This window comes from Bradyrhizobium sp. USDA 241, from assembly GCF_049739505.1.
Lineage (GTDB): Bacteria > Pseudomonadota > Alphaproteobacteria > Rhizobiales > Xanthobacteraceae > Bradyrhizobium > Bradyrhizobium liaoningense.
Genome location: NZ_JBMGPZ010000001.1, coordinates 67,042 through 84,935 on the forward strand (window position 1 = coordinate 67,042; position 17,894 = coordinate 84,935).

A 17,894-nucleotide genomic window follows, 5' to 3' on the forward strand; every position below is an offset into this window, starting at 1 on the left:
GAGCATGGATCCAGCCGATCTTTGGTCGACGCTGACGCCCGCGCTCCGACGCCAGATCGTCGAAGACGTCGCCGCAATTTTGGCGGAGATCCCTCATGAAGTCCGAGCTGGTCACACCAAGCCACTTGGCGCGCAAAGCCGTAGTCTACATCCGGCAGTCGACGCCCCATCAGGTCGTAAGCAATCAGGAGAGCCTGCGCCTTCAATACGCGCTTCGCCAGCGCGCCCGCGAACTCGGATGGCGTGAGGCGGCCATCGACGTGATTGATGCCGATCTCGGGTTGAGCGGCGCGTCTATAGCACAGCGTAACGGCTTCAAGGAACTCGTTGGCCGTGTTGGCCTGAGTGAAGTGGGACTCATCCTGTCGATCGACGTGACCCGCTTGGCGCGTAATTGTACCGACTGGTATCCGCTCCTGGATATCTGTGGTCTACGTGGCTGCCTGATCGCCGACGCGATGGTGTCTATGATCCGGGCACTCCCAACGGACGGTTGCTTCTCGGGCTGAAGGGTTCGATCTCCGAGCTTGAGCTACATACGATCCGCAGCCGGCTGACCGCCGGCCTGCTGGCCAAAGCCGAACGCGGCGAACTTGCGGTTATGCTGCCAATCGGGCTGATGCGGGACCCGAGCGGTGTGGTCGTTAAGGATCCCGACATGGCCGTGCAAGGGCGGCTCGGTCTCGTCTTCCAGTTATTCCTGCAGCTGCGCAGCGTTGCCAAGGTCATGCGAGCGTTGAACGAGCGTGACCTGGAACTGCCGCGTCGTGATCGATATGGCGATTTGTGCTGGACGCGCGCGACGCTGGCTGCCGTCGCGGCGATCTTGAAGAACCCCGCATACGCGGGCGCCTTTGTCTATGGACGAACCCGCTTCCGGCCGCCGAAGCGGGAGGGGGCCCTGCCACAAAAGGCTCCGCGGCCGATGGAGGAGTGGCGGATCGTCGTTAAAGATCGATATCCAGCCTATATCGACTGGCCAATTTATGAAAAAATCCGATCCGTCATCAGAGATAACCGAGCCGAATACATGCGCATCAAAACCCGCGGCGCGCCTCGCAATGGCGAGCTCCTGCTCCACGGCATTGCCTGGTGCGCACGATGTGGCCATAAGATGTACGTCCGCTACAAGGGCGGCGGCGAATATGTATGCAATCACCTGCGTACCCAGGAAGGTCAGCCAACCTGCCAACACATCCGCGCCGCCCATATCGATGCAGCCGTTGGCGACGCATTCCTAACCGCACTAGCGCCGGCCGAACTCGATGCCTTGTCGCGCTCCCGCCGGGTGCAGCAGCAGACGAACAATGCGCTACGCTCCAGTGCAGAACGAGAGCTCGAGCGCAAGCGATACACGGCGGCGCTCGCCGAACGGCAGTTCAACCGAGCTGATCCAGATAATCGGTTGGTCGCCTCGGAACTCGAGCGTCGATGGGAAGCGGCGCTAAACGACGTGCGCGCCGCCGAAGAGGCGCTTGCCCGACAGACGCCGCCCAAAGCCATCACACAAGTGGCCATAAGCAAGGAGCTCAACGACAAGGTCATCAGCCTCACCGGCCGCCTCCCGCAGATATGGGGTGACGAGACTATCTCGGATGCGCATCGCAAGGCGTTGTTGCGATGTCTCATCGAAAAGGTCGTTCTCGACCGCGGTGAGCGCGACTTGGCCCTGGCTAGGATCGTCTGGCGGGGAGGCGCCGTGACGGAGCTCGAAGTGAAGATGAGCGTCAACTCCGTCACCAGATTGACGCGAGGCACAGAGATGCGGGAACGCCTTCTGACGCTCGCTCGCGACGGCGTCCCAGACGACAAGATCGCCACAATCCTTACTCGGGAAGGTCACCGCTCTCCCCGTTGCGCCGATAAGGTGCTGCCTATCACCGTTGGGCGGCTCCGTCGTGCCGCCGCCATCAAGGTAACTGCCCAGCGCAGCCGATGGGAGCATGACGACTCATACCTCAGCCCGCCCGAACTGGCCCGAAGGCTCGAGATTCCAGTAAACTGGCTCTATGTTCAGATCCGAACCAAGCGTTTGCTAATTGATCGCCAGCCCAGCGGCGCCTATCTCTTCCCGAATACACCATCCGTTCTTCACGCCATCGGAGACCTTCGAAACCACGTCATCGCGCAACTTGATCTAAGAATCTGTCAGCCTAACAAGGAGGGGCATCAACATGGGTGATCGAACAGCGCTTCGAACTGCACGCGCGTCAGATGCATGACGCCGTCGCTGATCTGCGGCCACTCGAAACGACCATCGCGGCCAAGGCGCTTGTAGACCAAAACGAGGCCCGTGCCGTCCCATAGCAAAATCTTCAGCCGGTCGGCGCGCTTCGAACGAAAAACCACGATCAGGCCCGAATGCGGATCGAGCCCAAGCGTGTTTTGCACAAGACCGGCCAGCGCGTCGTGCCCGCACCGGAAGTCAACAGGACGCACAGCAAGCACAATCCGCAGTCCCTGCGCCGGAATGATCATGCGCCGCGCTCGATCGCAGTCACGATCTCCGCGATCCGCACCGCCGACACGTCCGCATCCAGGCGGACCGAAACCTTGCCAATCGTACCCCGCGGGTCACTTCAAATTCCTCCGGGTGTGGTCAGTCAAATTCCTCCACCCGCGAGGCAGGACAAGGGACTGTTAGTTTGAGTTTGTTTCCCGGGCAAGAGCTTCAGCGGCTTCTTTGAGCCGATAGCTGCGTCCGTCGAACTCAAGCAGATGGCAATGATGCATAAGGCGATCGAGGATCGTCGTGCTCATAGTGTTGTCCCCAAGGTATGCCCCCCAATCCTGCACGACGCGATTGGAGGTGACGATGACGCTGCGGCGCAGTTTGTAACGCTGATGGATCAGGGTCTGCAGCAAAGTGCCGGCGTCGTCGGGGATGGCGCGTGCGAGGAATAGATCGTCCAGCACGAGGAGATCGCAGTCGATGATGGTTCGCAGCCGGACCTCGCGTTGTGCCGGAGAGTTCAGGGCGTAGCGGTGGAAGAAGTCGTCGGTCTCAAGATACTGGACCTTGTGGCTTTGCAGGATCGCCTGATAGGCAATCGCCTTGGCGATGTGCGACTTCCCGGTGCCAGGTTTGCCAACAAGCAGAGCGTTCTCGCCAGCGGCAATGAACGCCAGGGTGTGGAGCTGGAAGCAGGTCTGACGTGGCAGTTTGGGATTGAAGGACCAGTCGAACTCGGCGAGCGTCAGCTTTTCGTCGAGCCCGGATTGCTGGTATCGCCGCTCGATAAGACGGGACTGACGACGGTCCAGTTCATCCTGCAGGATAAGGGAGAAGGTCTCGAGGAAGGGCTGGTTGGCGCCCTGCGCCTGGAGCACGCGCGTCTGCAGCGTGTCGCGGACACCCGACAGGCGCAGCTGTCGTAGGCAACGCTCAATTTCCGGCATGGTCATCATGTGGCTAGGTCTCCAGTTTAAGGTGAGAAGGTGCAGCGGGAGCGCTCGTGGCGCCGGAGTTGGCCGGGGTTGCGCAGGCGACACGAGCGCGGATTGCCGTGGCGTGATCGTCGTGAGCCTCGGCCTGCCGACCATTGTCGTCGGCGTCGCGCCGCACAGCGCGGCTGAAGAGGTCGCCGTATTCCGCGGGGGTACGGATCAGCGGATGATCCTGGGTGAGCGGCGATGCCGGCTGTGGCGTCACTCCAACCTGCTCGATCGCCTGTTCGAACAACCGCTCGACGGTCGCACGCACGTGCTTGTAGCGGTAGATGCGGTTGTCGATGGCGTGCGCGCAGGCCTGCTCGACCAGCCGCGCCGGATACTTCCGGCCCAGCCCGACAATGCCCCACATCGCGCGCTGTCCGGGGCGCCCTTCGGTGTCGAACACCTGCTGGCACAAGGCCCTGGTCTGCGGTCCGATGCGCTCGGCGCTCGCCAGCAGCACGGCGGTTTGCCGCGACGGGTTGAACGGCCGTTCGCTGGTCGGCAGGACGACAGAACCGGGGTGCGCCATCCGGGAATGAACACGCAGCAGCGCACGGGTGTGGCGATCACGGATCTCGATCGTGGTGGTGTAGATGCGCACGACGACCTGGCTGCCGATCGGCGCGGGCCGCGCGGCGTAATAGCTGTTGTCGACGCGTACGGTGGTGTCGTCGCAGACAGTCCGGACGACTTCGGTGAAGATGCGGAAGGGAGCGACAGGCAGCGGCCGCAGGTGCGGCTTCTCTTCCTGGAACATCGCCTCGACCTGACGGCGCGTGCTGCCGTGGATGCGTTTGGAAGCCCAGTTCTCCTCCCAGTGCCTCAAGAACTCGTTTTGCGCCTCCAGCGTCTCGAAGCGCCGTCCGGCCAGCGCAGTGCCCTGGGTATGTTGAATCGCATTCTCGACGCATCCTTTCCGATTTGGATCGGCCACGCGCGCGGGATCGGCGACCACGGCGTAATGAGCCAGCATCGCGCTGTAAATCGGGTTGAGCTGGGGCTCGTACAAATCCGGCTTGAGGACGCCTTCCTTCAGGTTGTCGAGCACGACATAGCTGGGGACCCCGCCAAAATACCGGAACGCCTCTTCGTGGAGCTGCGCCCAGACTTGTTGGCTGGACTTCCAGACTACCCGCCGGAAGCTGCGCCGCGAGTAGCGTAGCGTCATCACGAACAGGCGGGGACGACGGTACCGCCCGCTCTTCGGATCAACCGTCGGCGCGCCCTCGCCATAGTCGACCTGAGCTTCCTCGCCGGGGAGGAACTCAAGACGATCAAACTGCTCAGGATCAGCGTGCCGCAACCGGCGCACAAACCACTTGACACTCTGGTAGCTGGACGGAAAGCCAAATTGATCAACCAGGTCCTGGTAAATCGCCTGCGCGTTCCGCTTCAGCCGGACCTGTTCTTCGATCCACGTCCGATGCGCTTCGCAAGCCGAACGGGCCAGGCTGCTGGTGACCGTCGCTTCCGATGTCCCAAAAGCCGGTGGTCGGGGTGGAGGAATTTGGCCGTCCGCGCTCACCGAGCCGGTGGTCACTTCCCCGGGGGAATTTGCCTCCGCACCGGCCCGCAGCGCCTGATAACGCCGGATCGTCTTGCGATCGACACCCGTCAGCCGGTGAATCTCGCGCTGGCTGGTGTTGCGATCAAGTAATGTAAGTACGGTGCTTTGCAGATGTCGCTTCAAGACGTTCAACTCCCCGGCCCCTTGCTGGCTAAAGGGGTCGAACATAAACGTCCTGCCTGACCGGCTACTGCTGTTCAGCGGCGCTGACGGCGATCATCAGGTGGGGGAGTTTCAAGTGACCATACCCGGGGGATTTTGACCGACCCACGGGGATCGTAATCTCGACGGGCCCCTCGCTCTTGCCTGACGCCACTGGATCGCTCAGCTCGATCGACACGAAATCCGCCGCGTCGTCCGTGACCAATGCGAGCCGGCCAGCACGCGCCAATCTGCGCCACGTCGTCAACTGCTGGGCCTTCACACCATAACGCCGTGCGACATCACATACCCGGGCGTCGGGCTTCATGCTCTCGAAAACAGCGCGCCCCTTGATCTCCGCAGACCATAACCGGCCTCCAGAACGCGTCCGGCGCGTAAGCTTCCCCACAAAGCCATCAGCTTCGGCTTCCTCCCCCGATTGTTCCATCGCCTTCAGTCTCCTCTCGGCTCTCTGACAAGCCAAGGATCGCAGAGCGAAAGCCGAAGCGAAACCAGTCAATCAAATGGGAGAAAAGCTCCGCTTACGGACCTCGACGTTAAGCTGCGCGTTTCGCGGGATCGTGAGCGCGGATTTCAGGGGATCGTGAGCAGAGATTTCAGACGATCGTGAGCAACGATTTCGCGGGATCGTGAGCAAGGCTTTCGGAGCCTTGCAGCGCTTCGGCCGACAACTCAACCGGCTTAGGGATGACCTCGTGGTTAACGAGGAAGTCCAATGCCTACCCAGAGATTGTCGATGCGCCGGATCAAGGAAGTCCTTCGGTTAAAACATTTTCAAGGCCTGCCAGAGCGGGCCATCGCGCGGAGCGTGGGCGTCAGCAACGGCGTTGTGCACAGCTACCTGAGCCGCGCCCGCTCTGCTGGGTTGAGCTGGCCGCTTCCGGAGGGAATGACCGATGAAGACCTGGAGCTTTTGCTTTTCCCGGCCCCACGACCAGCGTCTCAGAGCCCGCAGCGGCCGGTGCCCGACTGGAGCTACATCGATAAAGAGCTCCGCCGGCGCAACGTAACCGGTCGCCTGCTCTGGGAGGAGTATCGCGCCGTTAATCCCGACGGTTTCGGGTACACGTGGTTCTGCACTACCTACGAGGCCTGGAAGGGGCGGGTCCGACCTTCGATGCGGCAGATTCATCTGGGCGGCGAGAAGGTGTTCGTGGATTTCGCCGGCGACACCATCGACATCGTCGATCCCCTGACCGGGGAAGTGCAGCCGATGAAGCTGTTCGTCGCGGCGATGGGCGCTTCGAACTACACCTACGCCGAGGCCTGCCCCAGCGAGAGCTTGGCCGACTGGATCCGGGCCCACGTCAACTTGTTCACGTTTTTGAGCGGAACGCCGACGTTCGTGGTCTGCGACAACCTCAAAGCCGCCGTCAGCAACCCCGACCGCTACGATCCCGGCCTCAATCGCACTTATGCCGAGATGGCGAGCCATTACGGCACGGCCATTCTCGCCGCACGGCCGCGGCGCCCAAAAGACAAGGCGAAGGTCGAGGTCGCGGTGCAAATCGCCCAGCGCTGGATTCTGGCCCGGCTGCGCAATCAGCGCTTCTTTTCCCGGGCCGAGCTCAACGCCGCCATCAAGACACTCGTCGACGAACTCAATGCTCGTCAAATGCGTGGCTTCGGCTCAAGCCGCGCCGAACTGTTTGCCGAACTCGACAAACCCAAGCTAACCCCGCTGCCAGATCAGCCTTATGCCTTCGCACGCTGGAAGCGCTGCCGCCTCGCTCCCGATTATCATGTCGAGGTCGACGGCCATTGGTACTCCGCGCCGTATCGTCTGATTGGCGAGCTGGTCGATGCCCGTATCGACGATCGGACGGTCGAGATCTTCCACAAGGGCCAGCGGATCGCCAGCCATGCCCGCGCGCCCAACCGACGCGGACACACCACCATCGCCGACCACATGCCCAGCGCCCATCGCCGCTACGGCAAATGGACCCCCGCCGCGGTGATCGCCGCCGGCGAGCGGATCGGTCCTTCGACAGCAGCGTTTTTCCAGGCCGTGATCGACGCCCGCCCCCATCCAGAACAAGGCTTTCGAACCTGCCTTGGCATTCTGGCGCTCGTCAAAAGCTACGGCGCCGAACGCCTCGACGCAGCCTGCCGGAGGGGCATCCTCATCAAGGCGCGCTCCGTCGCCTCGATTAGATCGATCCTCCAGAACGGCCTCGATCGCACGTTCTTCGACGAATCTTTCGAGCACCAGCCCCTGCGCCACGGCAACATCCGCGGACGCGACTACTTCCACTGAAGCAAGGAGAGACCCGGCATGCTTAACCACCCAACCCACGAACGGCTGATCGAGCTTGGCCTGACCGGAATGGCCAAGGCCTTCGAGGAGCAGCGCCGATCGCCCGATCTCGAAGCCCTGCCGTTCGAAGATCGCATCGGCCTGTTGGTCGACCGCGAGCCGCCGAACGCGACACCAGGCGGCTCACCACGCGCCTCAAGATCGCCGCACTGCGCCAGACTGCTTGCGTCGAGGACGTCGATCTGCGCCCCCCGCGGGGCATCGACCGCGCCGTTTTCGCCAAACTCGTCGAAGGTCGCTGGATCGATCGCCACGAGAATTTGCTCGTCACCGGGGCAACCGGCCTGGGCAAAAGTTGGTTAGCCTGCGCGCTCGGCCACAAGGCCTGCCGCGACAACCGATCAGTCCTCTATCATCGCGTTCCAAGGCTGTTCGAGGCGCTCGCGCTCGCGCGCGGAGACGGACGTTACGCCCGGCTCCTCAAAAGCCTCGGCCGCGCTCAGCTTCTGATTTTGGATGATTGGGGACTATCGGTGCTCACCGCCGCGGAACGCCGCGATCTGCTCGAAATCCTCGAGGACCGCCATGGCCGCGCATCCACCATCGTCACAAGTCAGCTCCCCGTGGACACCTGGCATGGAGCCATTGGGGACCCCACGGTCGCCGACGCCATTCTCGATCGCCTCGTCCACAACGCCCACCGCCTCCAGCTCACCGGAGAAAGCATGCGAAAACGCAGCGCCAAAACCATCACCCTTGACGGCCAACCAGAACACTGACTCTATCTCCCATCGGCCGTAGCGGGCTGCTCACGATCGTCTGAATTCAGTGCTCACGATCGCGCGAAATCGATGCTCACGATCCGTGAAATCCGCAGTTAAGCCCGACGACATCCTCGTCCTGCAGAACGCAGGCCCGCACGCGGCGAGCATGCCGGAAGCTGGCTACCTTCCCATTCCGAAGAAGCTCGCCCAGGCCGGTGTCAAGGATATGGTGCGCATCTCCGATGCGCGCATGTCAGGCACCGCCTTCGGGTCCATCGTACTGCATGTTGCGCCGGAGGCTGCGGTCGGCGGCCCGCTCGCCGCGGTGCGCAACGGAGACCGCATCCGCCTCTCCATCGAGAACAAAGCGGATCGACCTTCTAGTCGAGCCGGACGAGATTGCACAACGCCTGGCAGGGTTCACCCCACCGCCGGCTCCACGCCGGGGCTACAAGGCGCTCTATCGCCGAACTGTCACGCAAGCACCCGAAGGCTGCGACTTCGACTTCCTGACGGCCGACCACTCTCCTGTCGACCCTGGCGAGCATAGTTCGGGGTGATGAGACAGATGGCCTGTTGGTATCCGCTCTCCGAAGAGGGGACAGCATACCCATTTTGACGCTCTCACAAGAAACAAACGAGTTGGGGATGGAAATGACAGAGATCAATCAGGGTGCAACGATCAAAAAAGTCTTCATCCGGCTTATGCCGGTTCTCTTCATCTCGTACATCCTGGCTTACATCGACCGCATCAACATCGGCTTTGCCGCGCTCAAGATGAATCCCGACCTCGGGATTTCGTCCTACATTTATGGCTTTGGCGCGGACGTGTTCTTCTTCGGCTATTTCATTTTCGAGATTCCTAGCAACCTCATGCTGGAGAAAGTCGGGGCTCGCAGGTGGATTGCACGCATCATGATTTCATGGGGCGTGCTGTCGGCCGGTATGGCTTTCGTGCAAGGCCCCACGAGCTTTATTGTGGCCCGGTTCTTCTTGGGCGTCGCTGAGGCTGGGTTCTTCCCGGGCGTGATCCTCTACCTGACGTATTGGTTTCCTCAGCAATATAGGGCCCGGATCATCGCGGCCTTTATGGTCGCGATCCCCGTCTCGCTTGCACTCGGCGCGCCGCTCTCGACGGCTGTCCTCCAAATGGACGGCATTGCAGGGCTGAAGGGGTGGCAATGGCTTTTCATCATTGAGGGAGTGCCGGCGATCCTGTTCGGCCTCGTGTTCCTGGCTGTCATGCCCGACCGGCCGCGTGATGCCAAATGGCTGGGCACTGAGGAGCGTGCTTGGCTGCAGGAGACCATTGAACGCGAACATAAAGCCGTAGCCGCGGTCCACGGGACAAAGGCTCTCCAGGCTTTCGCAGATCCCCGTTTGCTCGCGTTGGCATTCATCTATTTTGCGAATACCACCGCGAATCTCGGTCTCGCGTTCTTCCTTCCGCAGATTCTCAAGAAACTCGGCCTTTCAGACATGCAAACCGGCTTGTTGACGGCCATTCCCTATATTTTTGGGACCGTGGGCATCATCATATTTGGGTACGTGTCGGATAAGTATAAAGAGCGCCGGTACACGCTGTTCGCGGCGCTCGCTCTCACCGGCTTCGGCCTGGTCGGCTCCGGGCTCTTGACCGGTTCGTTCCTCGCCGTCGCTGTCATGGCTCTGGCTGCAATCGGCATCTACGGGACGAAGGCGCCGTTCTGGCCGCTGCCTTCCATGTTCCTCACCGGCAGCGCCGCAGCGGGCGGCATCGCGCTGATCAACTCGATCGGAAACCTCGGCGGGTTTGTAGGCCCTTACATGGTCGGTTGGATTCGGGAAACCACGCACAGCTACCAATCCGGTCTCTATTTCCTCGGCCTTCTTGCGCTCATCGCGGCCGCGTTGACGCTGCTCGTCGTCAATGCACGCTTCACGCAAGCGCGCAAAACCGCGCCGGGAGCAAGTCCCGCAGGCATTCGGGGCGCATAGCACACCTACGTTGAAATCTATCACGGCCAAAACAAGCGTCGTGCAGGTGTTCCCTGTCCGACATCTCATTCTGGTGGAGAAGATCACATGACGATACGACACATTCCGTTCATCGGACTCGGAGATATGGGCCACTGGATGGCGCTCCACCTTGCGAACAAGCGTGCGTCCGACGCCGAAAACATAGTGGCATTCGATATTGATCCTGAGCGCGTCAAAGGGCTTGTGGCGCCGGGGCTCGTCGCCACCACGGATCCCAAGAAGATTGCGGGTGCCGAGGTGTTGTTCCTCTGCCTGCCGGACGGAGATGTGGTCGAGAACGCCTTGTTTGGAGCGAATAACGTTGCGGCGACGCTGGCTGACGGGGCCGTCGTGGTGGACCTCAGCACTATCGCGCATGCCAAGGCGCTCGAGCAGCAGCATCTGGTCGACGCATCGCGCTCAGACGGTTGGCGAGCACGCAGCCGGCCGAGCCGGCGCCGACAACGATGTAGTCGTAAACCGTCATCTCATGACCCCATGAGTTCGAAGATCGGTCCTCGCGACATGATCCGCGACGCGCAACGCCTGGGCGGCGATCGTCAGCGACGGGTTCACCGCCGCCGAAGTCGGCAGGAACGACGCATCGACAACGAACAGATTGGGGTGATCAAAGGAGCGGCAGAACGGATCGAGCGGTGATGTCGCGGGATCGAGGCCGATGCGTACTGTCCCGCACTGATGCGAGGGCGTGCGCCGGTCGAACGCCTTTGACAGTACGATCGGATAACCTGCGGCCCGCAGCCGTTCCTTCAACGTCGCCACCAGCGCCAAATGGGTCGTCCAGTTCGAGCGCTGCCAGTCGAGCCGGATATTCGCACCATCGACCGTCACACGGCTCTCGGCGCCCGGCAGATCCTCGCTCATCACGTACCAGTCGACCGCATGCCGGCTCATCAGCCCAAGCGCCAATTCCGGCGCGAGCGGCATGTTGGCCTTCAAAATCGGCGCGGTGACACGTCCTAGCAACTGGATGTTGCCCAGCGGCGGTCCGCCGTGCCCATCATCGAGATAGAAATTGTTGGTGCCGATCGTCTTCTGGTAGATCGAATTGTTGACGACGCGCGGATCGATCGCCAGCACAGCCGAGGAATTGTGGTTCATGAAATAACGGCCGACTGCATCGGCGCGGTTCGCGATGCCGGCCTGTGACGAGCGCAGAAGCAGTGCGGCCGAATTGACGGCGCCCGCCGCGAGCACCACGATGCCGGCGCCGATCATGGTCCGCTCACCGGCCTGAATGACCTCAACGCCGGCAATGCGTTTGCCGTCCGGCTCGACGACCAGCCGCTTGACCTGCGCACCTTCGCGCAGCGCGACATTGTCATGGGCGAGAGCACAGGCAAGCCCGCAGGATTCGGCATCCATCTTGCCGTGCCCGGCGTCGGGGAATGCATCCCACGGAGTCTTGGCACGTTTGAGCCATGTCTCGATGTCGATGCCAAGCGGCAGTGTAAACGGCTTGAGCCCGATCTTCTTGAGCCGCTGCCGTACCGCCGCAATCGCCGGCTCATCCGGCACGGGGCCGAACGGATAGGGCGCGGAGTGAAAAGGCTCCGAGGAATCGTCTCCGAGCGCGCCGCGCACGTTGTAGAGCTGTTCCGCCCGGGTATACCATGGCTCCAGTTCGCCATAGCTGAACGGCCAGCCCGGCGTCGTTCCATCGCGGTGCGCGATGGGCGCGAAGTCTTGAGCGCGGTAGCGGATCAGGACCGCCCCGTAGAGCTTGGTATTGCCGCCGACGCAGTAGTAGTTGCCGGGATTGAAGGCCTTCCCCGCCCCATCGACCCAGGACTCCTGCGGCCGGAACACCCCGCGCTGAAAGATCGCCCTTGCGTCCCGCGCAGCCTCGCTATCGCGCAGACGCTGGCCGCGCTCGAGGATCACGATCTTTGCGCCCGTAGGCGCCAGACCCGCGGCAAAGTTCGCACCGCCCATTCCAGACCCGATGACGAGGACATCGGTTGTCTCCGTGATCTTCATGCAGGCCTCGCACCACTCGATCAGATACGGCGCGTGGTCGTTGGGTCGAACAGCACCGCCTTGTCGAGGTTGAACGCAAGAGTGTGCGGTTGTCCGAGCCGGACGTCAGCATCAGCGCGCATGCGCAAGATCTTCGTTCGTGCCATATGCGCCTCGGGTCGTCAGATCGATGGGAGCCTCGCGCCCCGTTCGGGCAGCCTCGCGCGTCGACAGGGCGGCGCTCAGCGACTTGATCCCGTCTTCGCCCGTAGCCGACGGCGCGCCACGGGCGGCAACCGCGTCGCCGAACAGGCGCACCGCCCGTAGATAGAGATTCTCGTGCGCGGTCGAGAGCTGCCTTTCGTCGTCCCTGGTCCGCAGCAAGACCTCGCCCTTGGGCACCTGGGTCATGCAGTCGGTCCCGATCAGCGATCCCTCTTCGCCATGCACCTCGAAGCCGGTCACCGCGTATCTTGTCGTGAAGGCATCGTGGAACTGGGCAATCAGCCCGTTCTCGAAGCGGACCACTCCCATGACGCCGTCTTCGAGGCCTGCCTGGCCCATACCACCCCGCGACGTCATCGCGGTCACGGCGACAGGATTTTCGTCGAGCGCGAAACGCAAGGTGTCGACATCATGAACGGTGATATCGAGCACGACGCCGCCGCCCGCTTCCGGCCTCTCAATCCGCCAGCCCTGCAGGTGCGGCGGAAGATAGACCGCATGAAAAACGCGGGCGAATAGAGGCTTGCCGATGTGGCCCGCCTTGATCGCGGCATGAATTGCGCGATGGGTGGCCGCGTTGCGCAAATGATGGTTTGTCCCCATCTGCACTCCTGCCGCCTTGCAGGCCGCAACCATTCGCCTCGCGTCCGGCAAGTTCAGCGCGAGCGGCTTTTCGCACAGCACATGCTTGCCGGCCGCGGCCGCGGCCAGCGTTTGCGAACAATGATGCTCATTTGTTGTCGAGATGTAGACCGCATCGATACCGCTTCCGAGCAACGCGTCGAGGCTGGTTGTTGCTATCGCGATCCCGTTCTCGCTGGCAAATCGCTGCGCCCGCTCCGGATCGCTGCTCATCACAGCCCCGACCTCGCCAGCCGCTCCGCGGATGGCCTCGATCATCCACTCGCGCGCGATTGTACTTGCACCGATCAATCCCCAACGCAGGCCACTCAAGATGCTATCTCCGTTTGAATTCCGCTCCCCAACTCTCCCGAACGACCAACCGCGCTTCGCTCACGTAACTCTCGAGATGACGCTCGCCCTCGTTGATCTGCTCAGCCCCCGCGGCCAAGCCGAGAATCTGATCAAGCTGCATAAGACGCAGCTCGCCTCCGACCGCACCAGCTGTCGTTCGGCGCTCGCCGACCAGGTCCGTCTCGTGCTCCATACGCCCGCTTATTGGCCGATGCTGACCGTGCGCGACGCCATTCCCAAAGCCCGGGAATTGGCCACTGCCGAGTTCGCGACGCTGCGTTGAGCCAGCGTGCGTCCCGAACGCAGCGATACCCGCGACACACATTTTCTTGTTGCAGTTCATCGCGAAATTCCTCCTGGTGGCCCAGACAAATGGTGCCATGGCATGTCGTAGTTTTAGGAGGAACGCTCCCCTTGACCCTGAAGTCGCAGCCAATTTGATAGTCTCGTTACGGAGGCTAATCACCTACCGCATCTAATAGGGCGCTCGCGCCGGCCGAGCGCCTTCATGGCGATGAGGCTGGACACGCGAGCAGGACGAGATCTTCTGGCATTTGTTAGGGAATCGAACGTCAGAGGAGATCATCGCGGCGACGCTGAGCAAGACTTGTCAGGATCTCAGACGGCGCGGCTATGTGCTGGGTTTGCCCGCGAAATGGTTCAAATCCGCAAAGAGAGCGACCGATCAGCCGGTGCTGGAGGCTGGAAGGGGAGGCGACGCTGTCTAGCGGAGAGATTTCCAAGGGCCGACCGCCCTGTTGAACCGATCCAGTTTTCGCGTGCCAATGATGCGATGACCGTTGGGTCTCGCGTAATAGTAGCGTACTCGGCTGGTCCAAAGCTGAAAGGGCGGAGCGGCCTCATGGTCGCTCTTGGTGTGACCAGGACAAAAGGGTGCGCGTCCTCTTGGACGGCAACATGAGACCGATCACTCTCCACGTGTGCTTATTGGAAATGGAGAAGGCGCAAGACTTCTAGTCGCGCCGTGCAGCAAAATGATGTCCGCCCGCGTATGCGAGTAAGTACAAAACAGCCCAACGCCGCCCGCTTGAATTGCATGGGGGCGACGTTGGTTTTAGCTCCAGGAGGGATGACAAAATCCTGACCTGGATAAGTATGGAGGAAAGCTTACGTCTTCGCTATCCGTATGACTCCGGATACCACCAAGGAGTAGTGGAGACAGTGCGGCGCGGTCTAGGATCGGCTGACGGCAGAACGCGGAGCTGTCCAGCAGGGTGGTAAGCAAAGTGAAATGGACCCGCGGAGCGAGACAGGTTGAACCGGCTTGTTAGTTGGAAACCGATCGCTCCTGATCCCGTTCTACACGCAGCCAGAGATTCTGTCTGCTGCTGTTGCTGTGTCTGCTGCTGGGATGGACGCCCCTCGACGGCATCGATTTGCGAAAGTGAAGGGTGTTGAACCGTCACAAAGAGGAAGCACCGTGAACGAAGTTAGCACGATTGGACTAGACTTCGCGAAACATGTTTTTCAGGCGCATGGCGCAGACGCAGACGCAGACGGCGATGTTGTTTTCCGCAAACAGCGTCGTGACAAAGTGCTGGCTTTCTTTGCCCAGCAGCCTGCGTGCCTGGTCGCGATGGAAGCCTGCGCCAGCGCCCATCACTGGGCTCGGTATCAACCCATAAGTCATCCGTATTGTCGGGATAAACTACTTGGGTCCAGACTCAATTGAGCCAATATGCGACGAGAGCGGCGAGATGAACAGCGGCCAAAAAATTACGGGCGAGCTTGTCATATCGCGTGGCGATGCGCCGGAAGTCCTTGAGCCTGCAAAAGCAGCGTTCGATGACATTTCGTCCTTTGTAGGCGCGTTTGTTGAAGCGATGGATGACGACACGGTTAGATTTATTGGGGATTACGGGCTTGGCGCCACGACGAATGATTTCGCCGCGAAGCTTGTCGCCATCATACCCTTTGTCGGCGAGGAGCACGCTCATGGGTGGCGCGAGCGCCAGGACATCGGGAGCCGCAGCGATATCGGCATCCTGGCCTGGAGTCAGATGCAGGACGACCGGCCGGCAGAGCGGATCGCTCAGCGCATGGATTTTTGTCGTGCGGCCTCCGCGCGAGCGGCCGATTGCTTGATTGTGCTCCCCCCTTTTCCGCCGGAGGCACACCGGTGAGCTTTAATCGAGGTCGAGTCGAGCGACAGTACGACGCCGTCTTCGCCAGGCTTGGCCAGCGCTTCGAAGATTGCGCACCATCGTCCTCGCTTGGCCCAGCGATTGAAGCGATTGTAGATCGTCGTGTAAGGGCCGTATTCACGTGGACAATCACGCCATCGTGCACCCGATTGCAGCATGTGAATGATGCCGCTGACGATGCGTCGGTCGTCGTCCCGATCCGGCCCCGTCAGTCCCCTCGGCAGATGCGGTTCGATACGCGCCCATTGCCTGTCGTTCAGCCAAAACAAACCAGCGCGCATTCTCTCGCCCCCGAATCAACACGTAGGCAAGAGAATCACGTGGCGCTATTTAGGTACAGACCCTAGTAAAACCGTATGCGCGCGCTTGAGGTTCACGGCATGACGGTTCTGCCGCGCGATGTGCTCAGCAGGGTCAATGTTCGGCGTCGATTCACAATTCGGCGTCTGCATCGACCCGACACCACAGTCATGAACGTCGTCTCGCGATGACACACGAACGCAACGTTTCCGGCGAGACGCAAAGTCAGGCACGATTGCTTCTCATGAACGCCAGATGACGCATTTGTTGCGCACGTGACGGCGGTGCGACGCACCGATACTTGCGTCATTTGATTCGAATTGAATCCTTTAAGGTTAGCGGCGCAATCAGTGTATGAGCCAGAAATTTCCATGATTGCCGCCGCTCTTGGATGTACGAGTCAGGCCGGGGTAATTACGGATAGGGCGGGGCATGAACCACATCAGTCACATCGGACACGCGCGAGCCGGATGGTTCGGACATCGCAAGCTGACCTCGCGCGCATGCATTGCGGACAGCAAAAAACACCTTCGGACCTTCCTCGCAGAGGCGCTGGAAGACCTCGGCTTCATCACCAGTGAGTGCAGCCAGGCTTTGGAACTCGAAACCGTTCTGGACGCGGAACGGCCCGATCTTCTGGTGCTCAGCGTGTCCGTTGACAGCATCGAAGTCAGTAAAATTCCCGAGACTTTGGTGAGAAAGGACTACGGCGGCAAGGTCCTCGTCATCGGCCAACCAGACTCGATCATCGTCAAGGCGGTCCGGCAGATCGGCGATGAATACGGCATCGTCATACTGCCGGCACTGTCGACGCCGTTCTGCGCGGGAACCCTACGTGACAGTCTTGCGTCGCTGCTGCTGCTCGAACCCAGAAGCGCTGAAGACCGGGTGGCTCGAGCTGTGGCATCAGCAGAAAAATCATCTCCGCACGCTGGTTCCGAGCGACGCCGAAGCGCTGATCCGGATGCGCCATCCCGCCTGGGGCGTGGTGCCGCCGGCCTACTTCATGCCGGATGAGCGCGATCCGCATTTTCATGCGCTGTCCGAATTCGTGACCGCGCGCGCGATCGAGGACTGGCGCTATCTCCTTGAGCAGATCGGACCGGTCGATCTCTCGATCAACCTGCCGATGTCGTTTCTTGCCGATGACGACGCGGTGCGCGAGCTCTGCTACCGGATGCCGGATCATGCGGCGTTCGCCGGCCTGCTGATCGAGATCGACAGCACCGAAATGGTCGATAATCTCGACCTGGCGATCGATGTCGCGAGGCGCGTGCGGCTGCACAATATCGGCATCTCGATCGACAATGTCGGCGCCAACTGGCCGTCCTTGCTCGGACTGCCGAACTTCCCGTTCGTTCAGCTCAAGGTCGACCATCAATTCGTCACCGGCTGCGCGGACCAACGCCTGAAGCAGACGGTGTGCCGGCGGGTCATTGAGCTCGCTCACGACAGCGGCGCGCAGGTCGTAGCCCAAGGCGTCGAGACGCGCGCGGATTTCCTCGCCGCACATGAGATGGATTTCGATCAGGTCCAGGGTTACTTGTTCGGCAAGGCAAGGAAGAATTGCTGAAAGCACTCGGCAATCCGTATACGACCTGCTTTCACTGGCTGGTGCAGTCCGTGCTTGAATTGATGAAGCCCAACAAGAAGGAAACTCTCAAATTCGTGCACGAAAACAATAGCGACGAGAAAGAAGCCAAAGCCTCGTTCGAATTTATCGCCCAGGACGCAAATCCGAACAAGGTGCCGATGAGATTGCTCTTCGGCGGCAAGCGTGAGCAGATGCCGTTGCAGTCAGCGGATATCCTTGCCCATGAGGCCTATAAGCGGTTCAAGGATCCGGACAAGCCAGAACGAAAGCCATGGCAGATCCTGAGGCCCAAAATCGTGGTGGTTCATCTCGGGAAAGACAACATGGCCAAGCTGGTCCAGTCGCTCGAAGAGATCGTGAAGAATACAAGCGATCAAGCCAGCAGCGCGGCGCGGAAGAACAAGGCGTCCTGAAATGCGTTCGATGCGATCAATGCGCCTATTAATCCCTTGCCGTTGCTAATGAGAAAAAC

Annotated in this window: 14 protein-coding genes and 5 pseudogenes; 12 read left to right on the forward strand and 7 right to left on the reverse strand. The window is 61.1% G+C overall.

Annotated features, from left to right (window positions below; all coding sequences use genetic code 11):
* Positions 1–95: 95 nt before the first annotated feature.
* Both ABIF91_RS00405 and ABIF91_RS00410 read left to right on the forward strand, forming a co-directional pair.
* The gene (locus ABIF91_RS00405; RefSeq protein ID WP_424578660.1) at positions 96–509 is read left to right on the forward strand and encodes a recombinase family protein; all 414 of its coding nucleotides are present in this window, start codon (positions 96–98) and stop codon (positions 507–509) included.
* Positions 494–2,182 carry a recombinase family protein gene (locus ABIF91_RS00410; RefSeq protein WP_424578661.1) on the forward strand — a complete coding sequence of 563 codons (1,689 nt, stop codon included), beginning with the start codon at positions 494–496 and terminating at the stop codon, positions 2,180–2,182. The genes ABIF91_RS00405 and ABIF91_RS00410 overlap by 16 nt, the downstream gene beginning before the upstream one ends.
* Here ABIF91_RS00410 and tnpB read toward each other — a convergent pair.
* From tnpB to ABIF91_RS00430, 4 genes are all read right to left on the reverse strand, one after another.
* Positions 2,170–2,478 carry an IS66 family insertion sequence element accessory protein TnpB gene (gene tnpB / locus ABIF91_RS00415; RefSeq protein ID WP_060907863.1) on the reverse strand — a complete coding sequence of 103 codons (309 nt, stop codon included), beginning with the start codon at positions 2,476–2,478 and terminating at the stop codon, positions 2,170–2,172. The two genes, ABIF91_RS00410 and tnpB, sit on opposite strands and share 13 nt — an antisense overlap.
* Before the next feature lie 162 nt (positions 2,479–2,640).
* Positions 2,641–3,408, reverse strand: coding sequence for an IS21-like element IS1631 family helper ATPase IstB (istB, locus tag ABIF91_RS00420; RefSeq protein WP_038952109.1), 768 nt, complete (start codon positions 3,406–3,408; stop codon positions 2,641–2,643).
* A 4-nt stretch (positions 3,409–3,412) separates the two neighbouring features.
* Positions 3,413–5,170, reverse strand: coding sequence for an IS21-like element IS1631 family transposase (istA, locus tag ABIF91_RS00425; RefSeq protein ID WP_424578662.1), 1,758 nt, complete (start codon positions 5,168–5,170; stop codon positions 3,413–3,415).
* 19 nt (positions 5,171–5,189) lie between these two features.
* Entirely contained in the window at positions 5,190–5,591 is a 402-nt protein-coding gene (locus ABIF91_RS00430) for a transposase (RefSeq protein WP_424578663.1), read from the reverse strand.
* Positions 5,592–5,879: 288 nt separating this feature from the next.
* Between ABIF91_RS00430 and istA (ABIF91_RS00435) the strand changes: the two genes are divergently transcribed.
* The 5 genes and pseudogenes from istA (ABIF91_RS00435) to ABIF91_RS00455 all read left to right on the forward strand — a co-directional run.
* Positions 5,880–7,421: an IS21-like element ISFK1 family transposase gene (gene istA / locus ABIF91_RS00435; protein ID WP_424578664.1), complete on the forward strand. Its 1,542-nt coding sequence runs from the start codon at positions 5,880–5,882 to the stop codon at positions 7,419–7,421.
* 18 nt (positions 7,422–7,439) lie between these two features.
* Positions 7,440–8,200 (forward strand): annotated as a pseudogene (gene istB / locus ABIF91_RS00440) (IS21-like element ISFK1 family helper ATPase IstB).
* Positions 8,201–8,297: 97 nt separating this feature from the next.
* Positions 8,298–8,745: pseudogene (locus ABIF91_RS00445) on the forward strand (dihydroxy-acid dehydratase); the annotation flags it as partial.
* 94 nt (positions 8,746–8,839) lie between these two features.
* Entirely contained in the window at positions 8,840–10,162 is a 1,323-nt protein-coding gene (locus tag ABIF91_RS00450) for an MFS transporter (protein WP_424578665.1), read from the forward strand.
* An 87-nt stretch (positions 10,163–10,249) separates the two neighbouring features.
* Positions 10,250–10,573 (forward strand): annotated as a pseudogene (locus ABIF91_RS00455) (NAD(P)-binding domain-containing protein); the annotation flags it as partial.
* Between the two features lie 93 nt (positions 10,574–10,666).
* Here ABIF91_RS00455 and ABIF91_RS00460 read toward each other — a convergent pair.
* Positions 10,667–12,184 carry a GMC oxidoreductase gene (locus ABIF91_RS00460; protein ID WP_028154243.1) on the reverse strand — a complete coding sequence of 506 codons (1,518 nt, stop codon included), beginning with the start codon at positions 12,182–12,184 and terminating at the stop codon, positions 10,667–10,669.
* 111 nt (positions 12,185–12,295) lie between these two features.
* Entirely contained in the window at positions 12,296–13,333 is a 1,038-nt protein-coding gene (locus ABIF91_RS00465; RefSeq protein WP_256461586.1) for a Gfo/Idh/MocA family protein, read from the reverse strand.
* 103 nt (positions 13,334–13,436) lie between these two features.
* On the opposite strand from ABIF91_RS00465, the pseudogene ABIF91_RS00470 reads away from it, so the two are divergent.
* Positions 13,437–13,643, forward strand: a pseudogene (locus ABIF91_RS00470) (transposase); the annotation flags it as partial.
* Between the two features lie 1,161 nt (positions 13,644–14,804).
* A pseudogene (locus ABIF91_RS00475) lies at positions 14,805–14,996 on the forward strand (IS110 family transposase); the annotation flags it as partial.
* A gap of 52 nt (positions 14,997–15,048) precedes the next feature.
* Here ABIF91_RS00475 and ABIF91_RS00480 read toward each other — a convergent pair.
* Positions 15,049–15,809 (reverse strand): IS5 family transposase gene (locus ABIF91_RS00480; RefSeq protein WP_110115998.1). Its coding sequence is split into 2 segments (ribosomal slippage): positions 15,049–15,470 and positions 15,470–15,809, totalling 762 coding nucleotides; the frame shifts between segments, so codons are not numbered across the junction.
* A 451-nt stretch (positions 15,810–16,260) separates the two neighbouring features.
* On the opposite strand from ABIF91_RS00480, the gene ABIF91_RS00485 reads away from it, so the two are divergent.
* The 3 genes from ABIF91_RS00485 to ABIF91_RS00495 are packed head-to-tail and all read left to right on the forward strand — an operon-like array spanning position 16,261 to position 17,835.
* Complete coding sequence (locus ABIF91_RS00485; RefSeq protein WP_249163566.1) at positions 16,261–16,845, forward strand: response regulator; 585 nt, start codon at positions 16,261–16,263, stop codon at positions 16,843–16,845.
* Complete coding sequence (locus ABIF91_RS00490; protein ID WP_375049784.1) at positions 16,727–17,401, forward strand: EAL domain-containing protein; 675 nt, start codon at positions 16,727–16,729, stop codon at positions 17,399–17,401. The genes ABIF91_RS00485 and ABIF91_RS00490 overlap by 119 nt, the downstream gene beginning before the upstream one ends.
* The gene (locus ABIF91_RS00495) at positions 17,395–17,835 is read left to right on the forward strand and encodes a hypothetical protein (RefSeq protein WP_035696980.1); all 441 of its coding nucleotides are present in this window, start codon (positions 17,395–17,397) and stop codon (positions 17,833–17,835) included. Before ABIF91_RS00490 ends, ABIF91_RS00495 begins: the two co-directional genes overlap by 7 nt.
* Positions 17,836–17,894: the final 59 nt, after the last annotated feature.

Bases quoted from the DNA above. Each gene is read 5' to 3' on its own strand.
- istA (WP_424578662.1), bottom strand. From the start codon at position 5,170: ATGTTCGACCCCTTTAGCCAGCAAGGGGCCGGGGAGTTGAACGTCTTG.
- ABIF91_RS00430 (WP_424578663.1), bottom strand. From the start codon at position 5,591: ATGGAACAATCGGGGGAGGAAGCCGAAGCTGATGGCTTTGTGGGGAAG.
- istA (WP_424578664.1), top strand. From the start codon at position 5,880: ATGCCTACCCAGAGATTGTCGATGCGCCGGATCAAGGAAGTCCTTCGG.
- istB (WP_038952109.1), bottom strand. From the start codon at position 3,408: ATGATGACCATGCCGGAAATTGAGCGTTGCCTACGACAGCTGCGCCTG.
- tnpB (WP_060907863.1), bottom strand. From the start codon at position 2,478: ATGATCATTCCGGCGCAGGGACTGCGGATTGTGCTTGCTGTGCGTCCT.
- ABIF91_RS00460 (WP_028154243.1), bottom strand. From the start codon at position 12,184: ATGAAGATCACGGAGACAACCGATGTCCTCGTCATCGGGTCTGGAATG.
- ABIF91_RS00450 (WP_424578665.1), top strand. From the start codon at position 8,840: ATGACAGAGATCAATCAGGGTGCAACGATCAAAAAAGTCTTCATCCGG.
- ABIF91_RS00485 (WP_249163566.1), top strand. From the start codon at position 16,261: ATGAACCACATCAGTCACATCGGACACGCGCGAGCCGGATGGTTCGGA.
- ABIF91_RS00405 (WP_424578660.1), top strand. From the start codon at position 96: ATGAAGTCCGAGCTGGTCACACCAAGCCACTTGGCGCGCAAAGCCGTA.